Raw genomic sequence first — 19140 nt, forward strand, 5'->3', positions numbered from 1 at the left:
CACTGGCGCGCGGTTTGGGCGAAAAGAAGGCAGATCAACCCGGAGGCCCCGCATGACCCTTCCCCCCGACCTGACCGTGAAACCCGCAACCCGGCCCGCATTGTGGCTGCGCACCCCGCCGGCCATCTTTCCGCCGGTGCTTGGGCTTATGGGGCTGGCGCTGGGCTGGCGGCGGGCGGTCGGGGGCTTTGGCATCCCCGCGGGGCTGGCGGATCTTCTGGCCGGGGCGGTGGCGCTGCTTTTCCTGTTCGTCCTGGTGGCTTATGCGGCAAAGATGATGCGCAGGCCGGGGGTGGCGATCGCGGATCTGAAAATTCTGCCGGGCCGGGCGGGGCTGGCGGCGGCGGTGCTGGCGGGGCTGATGTTTTCGGTCCTGCTGGGGCCGGTCGCCCCCGGGGCGGCGCGGATCGTGTTCTGGATCGCGCTGGCGCTGCAGGGCGCGCTGATCGGGGCGATTCTGTTCGTCTTCGCCACCGGCCCCGCGGAACAGCGCCGCGTCACCCCCGTCTGGCACCTGAGCTTTACCGGCGTCATCGTCACCGCGCTGGCCGCGCAGCCGCTGGGCTATGCGGGGCTGGGTTCGGCACTGTTCTGGGTGGCGCTGGCGGCGGCATCGACAATCTGGCTGATCTCGTTGCAGCAGCTGTCGCGCGCCGGTGTGCCCGCGCCGCTGCGCCCGCTGATGGCGATCCACCTGGCGCCTGCGGCGCTGATGGGCACGGTGGCGACCGGGTTCGACGCGCAGGGCATCGCAGGGGTGCTGGCGATCCTGTCGGCGTTGATCCTGGCGGCGGGGGTGCTGCGGCTGCGCTGGCTTCTGGCGGCGGGGTTCAGCCCGCTCTGGGGCGCGCTGACATTCCCGCTGGCGGCCACGGCCGGGTTCTGGGTCGCGCTTGGCGGGGTCTGGCTGATCCCGGGCGGGGTTCTGCTGGCGGCGGCTTCGGTGATCGTTCCGGCCATCGCGATCAAGGTGCTGCAACTTTGGGCCAAGGGCCAGCTGGCGGCAAAAACCGGCGCCGTCGCCGCGTGAGGGCTTGCCATCGCGGCATTTGCGTGAAACAGGGAACCGCCAAACGAATGCAAGTCCCGGAGGACCCCGATGCAGATTCGCGAGGCGCTCACCTTTGATGATGTTCTTCTGGTTCCGGCCGCATCTTCGGTGCTGCCGTCCGAGGCCGATGTCTCGACCCATGTCACCAGATCGATCCGGATGAACATCCCGCTGCTGTCCTCGGCGATGGATACCGTGACCGAGGCGCGCATGGCCATCGCCATGGCACAGGCGGGCGGCATGGGGGTGATCCACCGCAACCTGACGGTGGACCAGCAGGCGACCGAGGTCCGCCGCGTCAAGCGATTTGAAAGCGGCATCGTCTTCAACCCGATCACGCTGCGCCCCGATCAGACCCTGGCCGATGCCAAGGATCTGCAGGATCGCTTCAACGTCACCGGCTTTCCGGTGGTGGATGATCAGGGCCGCGTCGTCGGCATCGTGACCAACCGCGACATGCGTTTTGCCAATGACGACCGCACCCCGGTGCGCACCATGATGACCTCGGACAATCTGGCGATGCTGACCGAGCCTGCCGATCTGGAGGAGGCGCGCAACCTGATGCGCGCGCGCCGGATCGAGAAGCTTCTGGTGACCGATGGCAAGGGCAAGCTGACCGGGCTTCTGACGCTGAAGGACAGCGAAAAGGCCGTGCTGCATCCGCAGGCCTGCAAGGACGAACTGGGCCGGCTGCGGGTGGCGGCGGCCTCGACGGTGGGGGATGCGGGGTATGAGCGGTCCTGCGCGCTGATCGAGGCGGGCTGCGATCTGATCGTGATCGATACCGCGCATGGCCATTCCGAAGGTGTGGCCAGGGCGGTCGAGCGGATCAAGGTCTTTGCGCCGGCGGTGCAGGTGGTGGCCGGCAATGTCGCCACCGCCGAGGCGACGCGCGCCCTGATCGGCGCGGGCGCCGATGCGGTCAAGGTGGGCATCGGTCCGGGGTCGATCTGCACCACGCGGATCGTGGCAGGCGTGGGCGTGCCGCAGCTGACCGCGATCATGGATGCCTGTTCGGCCGCGGGCGACATCCCGATCATCGCCGATGGCGGGATCAAGTTTTCCGGCGATTTCGCCAAGGCGATCGCGGCGGGCGCATCCTGCGCGATGGTGGGCAGCGCGATCGCGGGCACCGATGAATCCCCGGGCGAGGTGATCCTGTATCAGGGCCGCAGCTACAAAAGCTATCGTGGCATGGGCAGCCTTGGGGCGATGGCACGGGGCTCGGCCGACCGCTATTTCCAGAAGGATGCGGCGTCCGACAAGCTGGTGCCCGAGGGGATCGAGGGGCAGGTGCCCTACAAGGGCCCGGCGGGCACCGTGATCCATCAGCTGGTCGGCGGGCTGCGTGCCGCGATGGGGTATACCGGCAAGCGCACGGTGGCCGAAATGCGCGGCGGCTGCGAATTCGTCCGCATCACCGGCGCCGGTCTGAAGGAAAGCCATGTCCATGACGTGCAGATCACCCGCGAAAGCCCGAACTACCGGATTGGCTAGGGTTGTCAGGCAGATGCCTGTCGTTCTTGATGTGTTTGGCGCGGGGGCGGGGCGGTGACGCCCGCCGCCCGCGCGGACGCCGCGATCAAGATCCTCGACCGTATCCTGGCGGGTCAACCGGCCGAGCCTGCGCTGATCACCTGGGCGCGGGGCAACCGCTTTGCCGGTTCCGGCGATCGCGCGGCGATCCGCGATCTGGTCTTTGATGCGCTGCGCTGCCGCGAGTCGTTTGCGGCCCTGGGTGGCGCGCGCACCGGGCGCGGCCTGATCCTTGGCAAGTGTCGTGCGCAAGGCATTGACCCGGATACGCTTTTTACAGGCGACCGACACGCCCCGGCGCCCTTGTCACAGGACGAACGGCACGCGGGCGCCCCGGCGCAGGGCTATGCGGCGGTGGATTGCCCGGATTGGCTTGGCCCGCAGCTGGAAGACAGCCTTGGGGCGGATTTCGCCCCGGTGATGATGGCCCAGCAGGCCCGGGCGCCGGTGTTCCTGCGCGTCAATCCGCGCCGTGCAAGCCTGGCGCAGGCCCAGGCCGCGCTGGCCCGTGAGGGGATCGCGGCCCAGCCCCATCCCCTTGCGAAGACCGCATTGGAAGCCACTGGAAACGCAAGGAAAATTCAAAAATCAAAAGCCTTTCAAGCGGGCATGGTCGAGCTGCAGGATGCCGCCTCGCAGGCGGTGGTGGACGCGCTGCCGCGACATCCGGGGATGCGGGTTCTGGATTATTGCGCAGGTGGCGGTGGCAAGACCCTGGCGCTGGCCGCGCAGCTGGATGGCCAGTTCAGCGCCCATGACATCGACCCGGGCCGGATGCGTGACCTGCCCGCGCGCGCGGCCCGCGCGGGGGTTCGGGTCACGATCCTGCCACCAGAGGGGGTGCATGGCCGCTTTGATCTGGTGCTGGTCGATGCGCCCTGTTCGGGTTCGGGCACCTGGCGGCGCACACCGGATGCGAAATGGCGCCTGACGCCCGCGCGGCTGGCCGAACTGATCGATCTGCAGGCCGCGATTCTGGACAAGGCGGCGGCGCATGTGGCCCCCGGCGGGACGCTGGCCTACATGACCTGTTCGTTGCTGCGGGCAGAGAATGAGGATCAGGCCGGGGCCTTCGCCGCCCGCAGCCATTGGTCGCCGGGGGCGCAGCGGCGGCTGACCCCGCCTGATGGCGGGGACGGGTTCTACATGGCGCTGTTCACGCAGAAGAAGCTGGCGGATTGACACAATTTCAAGCTGTTTTCCGGTTCCGTTAATCGCGCTTTAATCTTTGTGCCGCGCAATGCGGAAAGCCGATTCTGTGCAAAGGGCTTTCCGCGTGACATATCCGGTCCACCCCAATCAGCCACTGACCCGCGCCGCGGTCCTGCTGGCGCCCGGGGGCATCTATCTTGTCGCCGGGGCGGCGGTCGCGCTTGGCGCGGGGGTTCTGGTGCCGGACCGGGTTCTGGGGATGATCCTGCTGTCGGTGGCGGGCACGCTGCTGGCGCTGGCGGGGATGGTGCATTTCCTGTCGCGCCATGCCCGGTTGCGCCAGACGCGCCTGCAGGAACAGATCGCCACCTTTGTCGCCCATGATGCCGCGCCCAGTTTCACCACCGATATCGAGGGGGGGATCGGCTTTCAGAACCGGGCCGCGGTGGAACGGTTCGGATCGCGCGGGGGCCAGACGCTGGCGCGCGCCTTTGCCGAGATATTTGCCAATCCCGCGTCGGTGCTGACCCGGCTGCAGACCAAGGCGGCGGCGCTTGGTGCGGCGCGTGAGGATATGGTGACCCGGCGCGGCCATGTGCGGATTTCGGTGCATCAGATCGGCGGGGGCGGGTTTCTGTGGCGTCTTGAGGATATGGCCGAACGCCCGATGGGGGGGCGCGGGGCGGAAACGATCAGCCTGCCGATGCTGACGGTATCCAAAACCGGCACGGTCCTGTTCATGAATGAGGCATTGCGCCGGCTGGTGGGCGAACGGGTGCGCACGCTGGACCGCATCTTTGTGCAATTGCCGCTGCGGTCGGGTGAAGAGCATGAGATCATGACCCCTTCGGGCCCGCTGCGCGCGGTGGTGGCCGAACTGGAAGGGCCGGGCGGGCGCAGCGAGGTCTATCTTTTGCCGATGGCCACAGGGCGTGCATCGGCCCATGATCCGGCCTCGTTCGAAGCGCTGCCGGTGGCGCTGATGCGGCTTGCGGCGGGGGGCGAGGTGTTGGCCGTGAATCGCGCCGCCCGCGGCCTTCTGGGGCAGATCGCGCCGAATTCGCGGCTGGCCGACCTGTTCGAAGGCCTGGGCCGCCCGGTTGAGGATTGGGTGGCCGATGCGCTGACCGGCCGGCTGGAAAGCCGTCCCGAGGTGTTGCGCGCGCGGCGCGGCGATCACGAGGTTTTCCTGCAGGTCTCGCTGAGCCGTGTGGTCGAGGACGGGCGCGCGGGCCTGATCGCGGTGCTGTCGGATGCCACCCAGCTCAAGACACTGGAGGCGCAGTTCGTCCAGAGCCAGAAGATGCAGGCGATCGGTCAGCTTGCTGGCGGTGTCGCGCATGATTTCAACAACTTGCTGACCGCGATCACGGGCCATTGCGATCTGCTGATGCTGCGCCACGACAAGGGCGATCCTGACTATGCCGATCTTGACCAGATCAGTCAGAACGCCAACCGCGCCGCAAGCCTGGTGGGGCAGCTTCTGGCCTTTTCGCGCAAGCAGACGCTCAAGCCCCGGGTGATTGACCTGCGCGACACGCTGTCGGACCTGACCCATCTGCTTAATCGTCTGGTGGGGGAAAAGGTCCGCCTGACACTGCGCCATGACCCCGATCTGCGGCTGATCCGGGCCGACAAGCGCCAGCTTGAGCAGGTGATCATGAATCTGGTGGTGAATGCGCGCGACGCCATGCCCGGCGGCGGCGAGATCCGGATCGAGACGGAAAACTGCCATCTGGCCGAGGATCTGGCGCGGGATCGCGCCTCGGTGCCCAAGGGCGATTATGTTCTGGTGACCGTGGCCGACGAAGGCACCGGCATCGCGCCAGACCGCCTGGGCAAGATCTTCGAACCCTTCTACACCACCAAGCGCACCGGCGAGGGAACCGGGCTGGGCCTGTCCACCGCCTACGGAATCGTGAAGCAGACCGGGGGCTATATCTTTGTCGATTCGGTCCTGGGCTCGGGTGCGGCCTTCGTCATCTATCTGCCAGCCCATGATCGCCTGGCCACCCCCGAACCGGAAGAGGCCACCGATCGGCCTGCGCCCGTGGCAAGCCAGCCGCGGGCGACGGCCAGCGTGCTTCTGGTCGAAGATGAGGTACCGGTGCGCGCTTTTGCGTCTCGTGCGCTGAAGCTGCGGGGGTATACCGTGTTCGAGGCCGAGAATGCCGAACAGGCGCTGCGGCTGCTGGAGGATGCAACGCTGGAAATCGATGCCTTCGTCACCGATGTGATCATGCCCGGGATGGATGGGCCGACCTGGGTGCGTGAGGCGCTGAAGACGCGGCCGGGCACGGCGGTGGTGTTCGTTTCGGGCTATGCCGAGGATGTGTTTCAGGATGGGCGCCCGCCGGTTCCGAATGCGGTGTTCCTGCCCAAGCCCTTCTCGCTTAGCGAACTGACGGCGACAGTACAGAAACAGCTGAACTGATCGGGGTCAGCGCAGGCCCGCGTAAAGCGTGAAATCCGCGCCCATCGCGCTGCGCAGGCGGGTTTCGGTATCCACGGACAGATTGACATCCGCCGCGGGGGGCACGTTGACCCGGGGCAGGGTGATGGCGCAATCCAGCCGGTCTTCGAGGAATTGCACGAAGGTGTCCATGTCTTCATAGCGGAAAATGCGGTCTACCAGCGGCCGACCGTCGGTGTCGCAAAGAAAATCGGACTGGCTGGCGATCCGGGGAAAGCGGGCTGCATCGCCGGCGGCATGGGCCAGGGCGAATGCGTCGAAGGAACAGCCGTGCAGGGCGTGCACCGGATCGTCAAGCCCGTCGCGTTGTGCGAAACGATACCAGGATCGCAACCAGCCGATCGGTTCACGCATCAGGGCCACGGTGGTGAAACGCGCGCGCGCCGTCGTTTCCAGCAGCGGCGACAGATGCGCCCGATATTGCCGCGCGGTCAGATGCTTGAGCGTCGCGGGGCGTTGCATGGCGACGCTTGCCAGTGACTCGAGCGCAACCTCGATCGCAGTCGATCCGGTCTTGGGGGTGGCCAGAAACACCAGTTCCTGTTCCCAGAAAATCAGCATGTCGGCCCCCCTGGCGCTGGCAAAATGGCGTTTCCGTAAACCTGTCTTTAACCAAATCGGAAAAGAATGGGAATCGTGATGAATTCGATTGAAATGTTCTGGCTTTTCCCCCATTGAAATATGGAACATAGTGCGAACATCGGGTGGGGCAGGCATTGATTGCCGTAGCCATCGCTCTGTGGGATAAGGAAGCGGATGATGGCAACGGCGAGCCTTTTTGACATGAACGACAAGAAGAATGCGGACAAGCAGAAGGCGCTCGATTCGGCGCTGGCACAGATTGAGCGGCAGTTCGGCAAGGGCTCGATCATGAAGCTGGGCGCCGACAACCCGGTGGCCGAGATCGAGGCAACCTCGACCGGGTCGCTGGGCCTGGACATTGCGCTGGGGATCGGCGGTCTGCCCAAGGGCCGCATCATCGAGATTTATGGCCCGGAAAGCTCGGGCAAGACCACGCTGACGCTGCATGTCGTGGCCGAGGAACAGAAGAAGGGCGGCGTCTGCGCGTTCGTCGATGCCGAACATGCGCTGGACCCGAACTATGCGCGCAAGCTGGGCGTGAACCTGGATGAGCTGCTCATCTCGCAGCCTGATACGGGCGAACAGGCGCTGGAAATCGTCGATACGCTGGTGCGTTCGGGCGCGGTCAGCCTTGTCGTCGTGGACTCGGTCGCGGCGCTAACGCCGAAATCGGAAATCGAGGGCGATATGGGCGATGCCACCGTCGGCGCCCAGGCCCGCCTGATGAGCCAGGCGATGCGCAAGCTGACCGCCAGCATCGGGCGCAGCAACTGCATGGTGATCTTCATCAACCAGATCCGGATGAAGATCGGCGTGATGTTCGGCAACCCGGAAACCACCACCGGGGGCCATGCGCTGAAATTCTACGCCAGCGTGCGCCTGGACATCCGTCGCATCGGCGCGATCAAGGACCGCGATGAGGTCGTGGGCAATTCGACCCGCGTCAAAGTGGTCAAGAACAAGGTAGCCCCGCCCTTCAAGCAGGTCGAATTCGACATCATGTATGGCGAGGGCATTTCCAAGGTGGGCGAACTGGTCGACCTGGGCGTGAAGGCCGGCGTGGTGGAAAAATCGGGCGCCTGGTATTCCTATGGCGATGAACGCATTGGCCAGGGGCGTGAAAACGCCAAGCAGTTCCTGCGCGACCATCCCGATGTGGCCCATGCGATTGAAGACAAGATCCGCGCCAGTCACGGGCTCGATTTCGGGGCCAGCGAAGAGGATGATACCCTGACCGAGGACTAGGGCGCAGAACGCGCCTGACACGGTCAGATGCGGCACAGAATGTGCCACCAGACGGCCGGGCCCTGCGCCCGGCCGTTTGCTTTGCTGGACAGGCGTCGGGCCGGGCGTTAAACGGGGGCAATCCCGCCCCATGAAGGCCCGAAAACCATGCCCAGCCTGAACGATATCCGCTCTACTTTTCTGAATTTTTTCGAACGCAACGGTCACCGTATCGTTGACAGCAGCCCGCTTGTGCCGCGCAACGACCCGACGCTGATGTTCACCAACTCGGGCATGGTGCAGTTCAAGAACTGCTTCACCGGGGTGGAAAAGCGTGACTATGTCCGCGCCACCACCGCGCAGAAATGCGTGCGCGCGGGCGGCAAGCATAATGACCTGGACAACGTCGGCTACACCGCGCGCCACCACACCTTTTTTGAAATGCTGGGCAATTTCAGCTTTGGTGATTACTTCAAATCCGAGGCGATCCCCTTTGCCTGGGAATTGCTGACCAGGGATTTCGACATCCCCAAGGAGCGGCTGCTGGTCACCGTCTACCACACCGATGATGAGGCCGCGAATATCTGGAAGAAGGTCGCTGGCCTGCCCGATGACCGGATCATCCGCATCCCCACCAATGACAATTTCTGGATGATGGGCCCCACCGGCCCCTGTGGCCCCTGCACCGAGATCTTCTTTGACCACGGCGATCACATCTGGGGCGGCCCGCCCGGCAGCGCCGAGGAAGATGGCGACCGCTTCATCGAGATCTGGAACCTCGTCTTCATGCAGTTCGAGCAGTTCGAGGATGGAACCAAGCGCGATCTTGACATGCAGTCGATCGACACGGGCATGGGTCTGGAACGCATCGGCGCGCTGCTGCAGGGCAAGCACGACAACTATGACACCGACCTGATGCGCGCGCTGATCGAGGCCTCGGCCCATGCGACCAGCGCCGATCCTGACGGCCCGGGCAAGGTGCATCACCGGGTGATCGCGGATCATCTGCGGTCGACCTCGTTCCTGATCGCCGACGGGGTGATGCCGTCGAACGACGGGCGCGGCTATGTGCTGCGCCGGATCATGCGCCGCGCGATGCGGCATGCGCATATGCTGGGCGCGAAGGACCCGGTGATGCACCGTCTGGTGCCTGCGCTGGTACGCCAGATGGGCGCGGCCTATCCCGAACTGACCCGCGCGCAGGCCCTGATCGAGGAGACGCTGAAGCTTGAGGAAACCCGCTTCAAGCAGACGCTCGACCGTGGGCTGAAGCTGCTGGATGAGGAACTGTCCGGCCTGCCCGACGGCGCGGCGCTGCCCGGGGCGGCGGCGTTCAAGCTTTATGATACCTACGGCTTCCCGCTGGACCTGACGCAGGATGCGCTGCGCGAAAAGGGCCGCGCGGTCGAGGTCGAGGGCTTTGACGCCGCCATGGCCGAACAGAAGGCCAAGGCGCGGGCGTCCTGGTCGGGGTCGGGCGAGGCCAGCGACGCGCGGATCTGGTTCGAACTGGCCGAAAAGCACGGGGTCACCGAATTCCTGGGCTATGACACCGAAACCGCCGAGGGCCAGATCATGGCGCTGGTCAAGGACGGGGCCGAGGTCGGTCAGGCGCAGGATGTTGTGCAGATCGTGGTGAACCAGACGCCGTTCTATGCCGAATCCGGCGGTCAGGTGGGCGATCAGGGCCTGATCCGCACCGATACCGGCGCGGCGCGCATTACCGATACGAAAAAGGTGGCCGGCGTCTTCATCCACATCGCCGAGGTGACCGAGGGCACGATCCTGCGCGGCCAGCCCGCCAAGCTTGAGGTTTCGCACCGCCGCCGGTCGGCCATTCGTGCGAACCATTCGGCCACGCACCTGCTGCATGAGGCGCTGCGCCGCGCCCTGGGCGATCATGTCGCGCAGAAGGGCAGCCTGAATGCCGAAGACCGGCTGCGCTTCGACTTCAGCCATGCCAAGGCGCTGACGCAGGCCGAGGTGGTGCAGGTCGAGGCCGAGGTGAACGAGTTCATCCGCCAGAACACGCCTGTGGAAACCCGCATCATGACGCCCGACGATGCCCGTGCGCTTGGCGCGCAGGCGCTGTTTGGCGAAAAATACGGTGATGAGGTGCGCGTTGTGTCCATGGGCGAGCTGCTGGGCTCGGGCAAGGGCGCGGATGGCAAGACCTACAGCCTGGAACTGTGCGGCGGCACCCATGTGGCCCGCACCGGCGACATCGGCGCCTTTGTCGCGCTTGGCGACAGCGCCTCCAGCGCCGGTGTGCGGCGCTTTGAGGCGCTGACGGGGCAGGCCGCGCTTGATCACCTCAAGGCGCAGAACGAGCGTTTGATCGAGGCCGCGTCCGTGCTGAAAACCGCGCCCGCCGATCTGGCCGACCGCGTCCGCGCGCTGGCCGAGGAACGCAAGCAGCTGGCGAACGAAGTGGCGCAGCTGCGCCGCGAACTGGCCATGGGCGGCGGTGCCGCTGGCGGGCCGGAAGTGCAGGACATCAATGGCTTGCGCTTTGTTGCTCAGGTGGTGTCCGGGGTGTCGGGCAAGGATCTTCCGGCGCTGGTCGATGATCTGAAGGGCCGGGTGGGCAGCGGCGTGGTGCTGGTGGTGGCCGATACCGGCGGCAAGGCCGCCGTGGCCGCGGGCGTGACACCCGATGCCACCGCGCGCATCAGCGCCGTCGATCTGGTCAAGGCGGCGGCGGCCGCGCTTGGCGGCAAGGGCGGTGGCGGGCGGCCCGACATGGCGCAGGCCGGCGGGGCCGATCCGTCCAGGGCCGATGAGGCCGTGGCCGCCGTCAAGGCCGTCATCGCGGGGGCAGACTGATGCCCGCGGCGCTTTGGATCGCCCATGTGACGGTTCTGGATGCCGAGGCCTATGGCAAATACGCCGCCCTTGCCGGTCCCGCGATCGCGGCGCATGGCGGCGTGTTTCTGGCGCGCGGCACGCGCTATGTGCAGCTGGAAGGCAAGGACCGGGCGCGCAACGTGATCGCCCGCTTTCCCAGCCTTGAGGCCGCCGAGGCCTGCTATCACAGCCCCGAATATCAGGCGGCGCTGTCGCATGCGCGCGGCGCCTCGGAACGCGATCTCGTGATCGTCGAGGAAAGCGCCTGAGCCCGCGTGCCATCTTCCCGGCCCGCCCCGGTTGCGGTATATGACATCCATGTATCAGCATCCGGGGGCGGAGCCAACCGCGCCCGAAAAGGGGCAGGTCGATGTGCCGTTGGGCCGCGTATATCGGGCAACCGATCTTTCTGGATGAAATCATCAGTCGTCCCGGCCATTCGCTGATCCGGCAAAGCCATTGCGCCACGCAATGCCACACCGCGATCAATGCCGATGGCTTCGGGCTGGCGTGGTATGGCGAACGGCCCGAGCCCGGGCTTTACCGCGACGTGATGCCCGCCTGGTCAGACCCGAACCTGCGCAGCCTGACCGCGACGGTGAAATCGGGGCTGTTTCTGGCCCATGTCCGCGCCTCGACCGGCACGGCCACCAGCCGCAACAATTGCCACCCCTTTGTCGTGGGGCGCTGGTCGTTCATGCACAATGGCCAGGTCGGCGGCTATGATGCGCTGCGCCGCGATGCCGAAATGATGATCCCGGATGCGCTTTATCCGCACCGCAAGGGGGCGACCGACAGCGAGGCGCTGTTTCTGGTCGCGCTGGCCGAGGGACTTGAAACCACGCCAAGGCAGGCGCTGGAACGCGCCACCGCGCGCCTTGAGACGCTAAGCCGCGCCCGCGGCGCCGCGCCCCACATGCGGCTGACGGCGGCCTTTTCGGATGGCGCGCGGCTTTATGCGGTGCGCTATGCCACCGACGATCAGGCCCCGACGCTGTATCATCGCTGGTCAGACACGCGCGGCGGGCGGGCGGTCGTGTCCGAACCCCTGGAGCCGGGTGAATGCGACTGGCAGGTGGTGCCCGAAAGCAGCTTTTGCACCTTTGACGGGCAGGGGGTCACGGTCGAACCTTTCGTCCCCGCGGCACAGGCCGCCGCCGCCTGATCGCGCCTTTTGCCGCGCCGGTCCTTTCAGCGGTTTTCAAACCCGCCCCGAACCTGCTAAGTCCGCGCGGGACCACGCGTGAGGACGCCATGACCACGATCCGCCTGCACAACACCAAGACCCGCCGCAAGGAAGATTTCGTGCCGATCGACCCGGCCAATGTGCGCGTCTATTGTTGCGGGCCCACGGTCTATGACCGCGCGCATCTGGGCAATGCGCGTCCGGTGGTGGTGTTTGACGTGCTGTTCAGGCTGCTGCGCCATGTCTATGGTGCCGGTCATGTGACCTATGTGCGCAATTTCACCGACGTGGATGACAAGATCAACGCCAGGGCCGCCGAGACCGGGCGGCCGATCCGCGACATCACCGAGGAAACGATCGCCTGGTATCACGCCGACATGGATGCGCTTGGCGCGCTGCGGCCGACGATCGAGCCCAGGGCCACCGATTACATCGCCCGGATGATCGCGATGATCCAGGATCTGATCGCGCGGGGCCATGCCTATGCGGCGGAAGGCCATGTGCTGTTCGACGTGCGCAGCTTTCCCGAATACGGGGCGCTGTCGGGGCGTTCGGTCGATGACATGATCGCGGGCGCACGGGTCGAGGTCGCGCCCTACAAGCGCGATCCGATGGATTTCGTGCTGTGGAAACCGTCCAGCGACGATCTGCCCGGCTGGGACAGCCCCTGGGGCCGCGGCCGCCCCGGCTGGCATATCGAATGTTCCGCGATGAGCTTTGAGCTGCTGGGCGCGGGCTTTGACATCCATGCGGGCGGGATCGACCTGCAGTTTCCGCATCATGAAAACGAGATCGCGCAAAGCTGCTGCGCCCATCCCGAGGGCGGCTTTGCCCGCTATTGGCTGCACAACGAGATGCTGCAGGTCGAGGGCAGGAAGATGTCCAAGAGCCTGGGCAATTTCTTCACCGTGCGCGACCTTCTGGACAAGGGCATCCCCGGCGAGGTGATCCGGTTTGTCTTTCTGCAGACGCATTACGGCAAGCCGATGGACTGGACGGCCGAGAAGGCCGCGCAGGCCGAGGCCACCTTGCGCAAGTGGCGGGGGCTTGTCGCGGGCATCACCCCCGCGCCCGGTCCGGCGCCCGTGGTCGTCGCGGCGCTGGCCGATGATCTGAACACGGCGGGCGCCATTGCCGCGCTGCATGGCCTGGCCGGGGATCCGGCGGCATTGAAGGCCTCGGCGGCGCTGCTGGGGTTGCTGGGCGATGAAATGGGTGACTGGGCCAGGGCGCCTGCGGTTGACCTTTCGGCCCATGCCGCGCATCTGGCCACCTTGCGCGCGGCTGCGATGCAGTCCAAGGATTTTGCGGCGGTGGATGCGATGAAGGCGGCGCTGATGGCGGCGGGGGTCGAGGTTCGGATGTCGAAGGCGGGGGTGGAATTGCTGCCCGGGCCGGGCTTTGATGCCGCGCGCCTGCCGCGCCTTGGCTAGGCGGTGCCGTCAGGGTTTGAGTATTTTTGCCAAGAAGAAGCCCCATCGGGCGAAGGAGCAGGCCAGCGATGACGCGCGAGCGGCTTTACATCTATGACACCACGCTGCGCGACGGGCAGCAGACGCAGGGCGTGCAATTCTCGGTACCCGAGAAAATCGCGATCGCGCAGGCGCTGGATGCGATCGGGGTGGATTATATCGAGGGTGGTTGGCCCGGCGCGAACCCGACGGACAGCGACTTCTTTGCCGCGCGGCCCGCGACGCGGGCGATCTTTACCGCCTTTGGCATGACCAGGCGGGCGGGGCGGTCGGCGGCCAATGACGATGTGCTGGCCGGCGTGATGAATGCCGGCACGCCGGCGGTCTGCCTGGTGGGCAAGACGCATGATTATCATGTGTCCGCGGCGCTGGGGATCACCCTGGAAGAGAACCTTGAAAACATCCGCGCCTCGGTGGCGCATATGGTGGCCTCGGGGCGCGAGGCGCTGTTCGATGCCGAGCATTTCTTTGACGGCTACCGGGCAAACCCGTCCTATGCGCTGGCCTGTCTGCGCGCGGCGATGGGTGAGGGCGCGCGCTGGATGGTGCTGTGCGATACCAATGGCGGCACCCTGCCGGCCGAGGTGGCGGGGGTGGTGGCCGAGGTGGTCGCGGCGGGGATACCGGGTGACCGGCTGGGCATCCACTGCCACGACGATACCGGCAATGCGGTCGCCTGTTCGCTGGCCGCGGTCGGGGCGGGCGTGCGGCAGGTGCAGGGCACGCTGAACGGTCTGGGCGAGCGGTGCGGCAATGCGAACCTGACGACGCTGATCCCGACGCTGATCCTGAAGGAGCCGTTCCGCAGCCGGTTCGAAACCGGCATTTCCGAAGAGGCGCTGCGCGGCATCACCAGGTTGTCGCGCAGGCTGGATGACATCCTGAACCGCGTGCCGCTGCGGTTTGCGCCCTATGTCGGGGCCAGTGCCTTTGCCCATAAGGCGGGATTGCATGCCAGCGCGATCCTGAAAGACCCCTCGACCTATGAACATATCGACCCCGCGCTGGTCGGCAACACCCGGCTGATCCCGATGTCGAACCAGGCGGGGCAGTCGAACCTGCGCGCGCGTCTGGCCGCCGCCGGGATTGACGTCGACCCGAAAGACCCGCGCCTGGCCCGCATTCTTGAAGTGGTCAAGGAGCGTGAGGATCAGGGCTATGCCTATGACGGCGCGCAGGCCAGCTTTGAGCTGGTGGCTTTGCGCGAACTGGGGCTGTTGCCCGATTACTTTGAGGTCAAGCGCTATCGCGTCACGGTGGAACGGCGCAAGAACCGCTATGACCGGATGGTCAGCGTATCCGAGGCGGTGGTGGTCGTGAAGGTCGGCGGGCAAAAGATGCTGTCGGTGTCCGAAAGCATGGGCGAGGATGGCCATGATCGCGGGCCGGTGAATGCGCTGGCCAAGGCGCTGGCCAAGGATCTGGGTCCCTATCAGGCCTGCATCGACGACATGAAGCTGGTCGATTTCCGTGTCCGTATCACCCAGGGCGGCACCGAGGCGGTGACGCGGGTGATTATCGACAGCGAGGACGGGCAGGGCCGGCGCTGGTCCACGGTCGGGGTGTCGCCCAACATCGTGGATGCCTCGTTCGAGGCGCTGCTGGATGCGATGGTCTGGAAGCTGAAGCGCGACGGGGTGGCGCCCGCATGACGCCCGGGGACAGCGCGCAGGCGGCGGCGGGCTTGGTGCGGGCGGGTGATCCGCTGCGCTTTGCCGCCGCGATGGCCGCGCCCGAACCGGGGCGGGCGGCGCTGCTGGCGCTTTATGCGCTGAACCTGGAACTGGCCCGCGCGCCCTGGGCCTCGACCGAGCCGATGGTGGCCGAGATGCGCCTGCAATGGTGGATCGACGCGCTTGAGGCGCTGGTCCGGACCGGGCAGGCCCCGGCGCATGAAATCGGCCCGGCGCTGGCGCAGCTGGTCGCGGACGGGCTGGACCTGTCGCCGATGCTGGCGCTGGCCGAGGCACGGCGCTGGGATTGCTGGCGCGATCCCTTTGCCGATGCGGCGGCGCTGGACGCCTATCTGGCGGCAACCTCGGGCGGGCTGTATCAGATCACGGCGGCGGCGCTTGGCGCGTCGGCGGAGGCCAGCCCCGTGCTGGCCGATTATGGCTATGCGGCTGGTCTGGCGGCATTTTTGCGCGCGATCCCCGCGCTTGAGGCGCGCGGTCGCGTGCCGCTTGTGGATGGGTGTCCCGATGCGGTTGCGGCATTGGCGGGGCGCGGGCTGGCGGCGCTGGCGCGCGCGCGGGCGCAGCGCGGGGCGGTGCCGCGTGCGGCCCTGCCCGCGCTTTTGCCCGGGGCCGGGGCGGGGGCGATCCTGGCCCGTGTCGTGCGTGCGCCCGGCCTTGTCGCCGCCGGGGGGCTTGCGCAGTCGGAATTCGCGCGCCGCGCCCGTCTGGCCTGGATGGCGATGACCGGGCGCTGGTAGCGCGCGGGGCTTAAACGAATCTTCAGGTTCTGCAGCGATGGTCCGGGGCACGGGCGGATGCCCGGTGAACACTGACCCGATTCCGCATCCGCGGCATCGCCGGAGACCGGACCATGGACTTTCTGCACAAATTCAAGATCAAGGTGACCCTGCCGCTGATGCTTGTGGCGATTTCTGCCCTGGCGATGACAAGAATGGGGGTTTCGTCTTACATCGACGCGCGCGACCTGCTTATGCATGAGGCCGAAGCGCGGCTTCACAGCGCGCTTGAGGCGCGTCATGACGAACTGGAATCCTGGACCGCGCAGGTGATGGCGCTGGCGCGGACCGGCGCGACCAACGAATCGGTCGTGGGCGCCTTGCAGGAATTTGGCGCGGCCTGGTCGCGGCTGGGCGCCGATCCCGCGGCCACATTGCAAAAGGTCTTTGTCGCCGACAATCCGCATCCCGCAGACAGCCGCCAGCGGCTTGTGGGGGTGCCCCAGCAGCGGGACTATTCCCTGCCGCATCGCAATTATCACCCGGGCTTCGTCACCCAGATGGAACAGTTCGGGTTCAGTGACATCTATCTGGTCGATAGTGCGGGCAATGTCATCTATTCCGCGCGCAAGAAGACCGATTTCGCGGTCAACCTTCAAAGCGGGCCCTGGGCCGCGGGCGCGCTTGCAGGCGCGGTGGCGGCGGCAACGGCGCCGGGTGTGCAGGATCCGGTCGGGTCCCCGTTCCGCGCCTATGAGGCCGCTGGCACAGGCCATTACAGCTTTGTCGCGGCACCCGTGCGTGCGGGCGGTCGCCTGCTGGGGGCGATCGTCTATCAGATTTCCGCAGCCTCGATCGATGCGATGATGGCGCATGGCCATGGTCTGGGCGAAACCGGCCAAAGCTATCTTGTGACGGATCAGAACACCATCCTCAGCGATCAGCAGGGCGCCGCCCCCGCGGGCGCCACGGCCCGTCGGGTTGACGCGGCCTTTGTCCCGCTGGCGCTGCAGGGTCGGGATGGCATGGCCCGGCAAACCGGCCTGTCGGGCACCCTGGCCGAGGTGGCCTATACCCCCGTCGACCTGTTCGGTCATCGCTATGTCCTTGCGTTCGAACAATCCGTCGATGAGGTTGTTCAGCCCGCGCGCGCGCTTGGCCGGATGATGCTGTTCGATGCGTCCTGGATGATGGCGGTTCTGGCGGCCCTGTCCTGGCTTTACGCGCGATCCGTATCGGCGCCGCTGGCCCGGCTGCAAACCGCGGTGCAGAAGATTGCCGGACGGGAATATGATCTGACGGTACCCGGCCTTGCCCGCGGCGATGAGGTGGGCGAAATCGCGCGCGCCCTGCAGGACTGCCGCGACGCACTTGCCGCGGCCGATCTGGCGCAGGCCGATCTGGTGATGAAGGGCGCGGCGCTGGAACGCGGCAGTTCAGCCGTGATGATGATGGATCTCGATTTCACCATCACCTATGTCAACGCCGCCCTGAAGTCGACCTTTGTCAACCGTCTTAAGGATCTGCAGGGCCACAAACCCGATTTCGACCCGGAACGGGTCGTCGGGCGGTCAATGGATGACTTCCACGCCGTTCCCGCGCATCAGCGCGAGATCATCAACCGCCCGGGCGCCTTGCCCTTCCATACCGAAATCGCCGTGGGCGACTGCCGCTTCTCACTGGACATGAATGAGGTGGTGATGCCCGGCAAGGGACGCATCGGATTCATGGTTGAATGGCGCGACGTGACCGAGGAACGGCTGAACCGGGCCCTGTTCGGGGCGATCGAAGCCACCCAGATCGTCTGCAACTTCGATACGGATCTGCGCCTGTTCAACGCCAACAGCGTTTTCCATCGCGTGCTGGGGACCTCAATGGCCGAGGTGACCGGGCGGCGCCTGCCCGATATTGTTTTCACTGAGGATGGCGACTGCGGCGATATCCTGTCGCGGCGCGAACCGCTGATCGGGCGCTTCACGCTGCGCATGGGCAACGATCGCGTGGCAGTGGCCGACGGCAGCCTGACGCCTGTGCGCGACGACAAGGGGCGGGTGATGCGGGTGGCACTGATCGCGAAGGATGTCACTGAAAGCCAGCGCGAATTGCGCGCCTCGGAACGGCGCAACGCCGCGATGATCGAGGCCCAGCGCGCGGTGGTCGAAAGCCTGGGTGTCTCGCTCAACCGTCTGTCCGACGGCGATCTGAGTGCAAGCATCGATGCTGCATTCGCGCCTGAATATGAAAAGCTGCGCGCCGATTTCAACGCCGCGATAGAAACCTTGTCGCGTGCGATCCGCGTCGTGATCGAAAACGCCGGTGCGATTGAAGGCGAAGCGCAGGAAATTTCCAATGCGGCCGAGGATCTTAGCCGACGCACCGAAAAGCAGGCGGCGACCCTGGAACAGACCGCCGCCGCGCTGGACGAACTGACCTCTTCGGTGTCTTCGGCCGCAACGGGCGTGGCCGAGGCGAACCGCGTCGTCACCGAAGCGCGCACAAGCGCGGAAACTTCGGGCCAGGTCGTGCAGCAGGCCGTTGCCGCCATGGGCGAGATCGAGCAATCGTCACAAAAGATTTCGCGCATCATCAGCGTGATCGATGATATCGCCTTCCAGACGAACCTTCTGGCGCTCAACGCCGGGGTCGAGGCGGCACGGGCGGGCGAAGCCGGCAGGGGGTTTGCCGTCGTCGCCTCGGAGGTGCGCGGCCTTGCCCAGCGCTCGTCCGAAGCGGCCCGGGAAATCGACGCGCTCATCTCGGCTTCGTCGGGCCATGTCCGGCGCGGCGTCGATCTTGTCGATGAAACCGGCCGGGCACTTGACGGCATCCTGGCGTCAGTGAACGACATCGCGGCGCGCGTATCGGAAATTGCCGCCTCGTCACAGGAACAATCGGCGGGCCTGGCCGAGATCAATGTCGCGGTGAACCAGCTGGATCAGGTGACCCAGCAGAATGCGGCGATGTTCGAACAGACCACGGCGGCCAGCCATTCGCTTAGCCGGGGCGCGCAATCGCTGACCGCGACCATGGCGCAATTCCGTACGGCGCAGGCGGCCGCGCCGGGCGATCTTGATCCGGCGCGCTTCCGCTCGGCCCGGGTGCCGCGCCCGGTGGCCGCTACCCCACGCGTGGCGGCACGGCTGACACAGGCGACCGCCCCGGCGCTACGCGCCACGGCAGACGACTGGGAAGATTTCTGAAAGG

General features: G+C 66.3%; 13 protein-coding genes. 12 read left to right on the forward strand and 1 reads right to left on the reverse strand.

The features are described from left to right. Positions 1-52 precede the first annotated feature (52 nt). The 4 genes from ACK8OU_RS10345 to ACK8OU_RS10360 all read left to right on the forward strand — a co-directional run bounded on the left by ACK8OU_RS10345 (position 53) and on the right by ACK8OU_RS10360 (position 6173). Positions 53-1030, forward strand: coding sequence for a TDT family transporter (locus ACK8OU_RS10345; protein WP_410303316.1), 978 nt, complete (start codon positions 53-55; stop codon positions 1028-1030). Positions 1031-1099: 69 nt separating this feature from the next. Next, positions 1100-2548, forward strand: a complete 1449-nt coding sequence (gene guaB / locus ACK8OU_RS10350; RefSeq protein WP_410303317.1) for an IMP dehydrogenase — start codon at positions 1100-1102, stop codon at positions 2546-2548. A gap of 54 nt (positions 2549-2602) precedes the next feature. Further along, positions 2603-3769 (forward strand): RsmB/NOP family class I SAM-dependent RNA methyltransferase, encoded by a 1167-nt coding sequence (locus ACK8OU_RS10355; protein WP_410303318.1) that lies wholly within the window; start codon positions 2603-2605, stop codon positions 3767-3769. A 58-nt stretch (positions 3770-3827) separates the two neighbouring features. Next, the gene (locus ACK8OU_RS10360) at positions 3828-6173 is read left to right on the forward strand and encodes an ATP-binding response regulator (RefSeq protein WP_410303319.1); all 2346 of its coding nucleotides are present in this window, start codon (positions 3828-3830) and stop codon (positions 6171-6173) included. Positions 6174-6179: 6 nt separating this feature from the next. On the opposite strand, the gene ACK8OU_RS10365 is transcribed toward ACK8OU_RS10360, so the two are convergent. After that, entirely contained in the window at positions 6180-6773 is a 594-nt protein-coding gene (locus ACK8OU_RS10365; protein WP_410303320.1) for a hypothetical protein, read from the reverse strand. Positions 6774-6971: 198 nt separating this feature from the next. Between ACK8OU_RS10365 and recA the strand changes: the two genes are divergently transcribed. The 8 genes from recA (at position 6972) to ACK8OU_RS10405 (ending at position 19136) form a co-directional block, all read left to right on the forward strand. Beyond that, positions 6972-8039, forward strand: a complete 1068-nt coding sequence (gene recA, locus ACK8OU_RS10370) for a recombinase RecA (protein WP_410303321.1) — start codon at positions 6972-6974, stop codon at positions 8037-8039. A gap of 147 nt (positions 8040-8186) precedes the next feature. Continuing rightward, positions 8187-10844, forward strand: a complete 2658-nt coding sequence (alaS, locus tag ACK8OU_RS10375) for an alanine--tRNA ligase (RefSeq protein ID WP_410303322.1) — start codon at positions 8187-8189, stop codon at positions 10842-10844. After that, a complete protein-coding gene (locus ACK8OU_RS10380; protein ID WP_250041022.1) occupies positions 10844-11134 on the forward strand; it encodes a DUF1330 domain-containing protein in 291 nt (96 codons plus the stop codon). The genes alaS and ACK8OU_RS10380 overlap by 1 nt, the downstream gene beginning before the upstream one ends. Before the next feature lie 101 nt (positions 11135-11235). After that, complete coding sequence (locus ACK8OU_RS10385) at positions 11236-12030, forward strand: class II glutamine amidotransferase (protein ID WP_410303323.1); 795 nt, start codon at positions 11236-11238, stop codon at positions 12028-12030. Between the two features lie 89 nt (positions 12031-12119). Further along, positions 12120-13484 (forward strand): cysteine--tRNA ligase, encoded by a 1365-nt coding sequence (gene cysS, locus ACK8OU_RS10390; protein WP_410303324.1) that lies wholly within the window; start codon positions 12120-12122, stop codon positions 13482-13484. A gap of 68 nt (positions 13485-13552) precedes the next feature. Beyond that, complete coding sequence (gene cimA, locus ACK8OU_RS10395) at positions 13553-15175, forward strand: citramalate synthase (RefSeq protein ID WP_410303325.1); 1623 nt, start codon at positions 13553-13555, stop codon at positions 15173-15175. Continuing rightward, the gene (locus tag ACK8OU_RS10400) at positions 15172-15957 is read left to right on the forward strand and encodes a squalene/phytoene synthase family protein (RefSeq protein WP_410303326.1); all 786 of its coding nucleotides are present in this window, start codon (positions 15172-15174) and stop codon (positions 15955-15957) included. Before cimA ends, ACK8OU_RS10400 begins: the two co-directional genes overlap by 4 nt. Positions 15958-16070: 113 nt before the next feature. Further along, positions 16071-19136, forward strand: a complete 3066-nt coding sequence (locus ACK8OU_RS10405) for a methyl-accepting chemotaxis protein (protein WP_410303327.1) — start codon at positions 16071-16073, stop codon at positions 19134-19136. The last annotated feature ends 4 nt before the right edge of the window (positions 19137-19140 follow it).

It is taken from the genome of Pontitalea aquivivens (genome assembly GCF_046507575.1).
GTDB lineage: Bacteria > Pseudomonadota > Alphaproteobacteria > Rhodobacterales > Rhodobacteraceae > Pontitalea > Pontitalea aquivivens.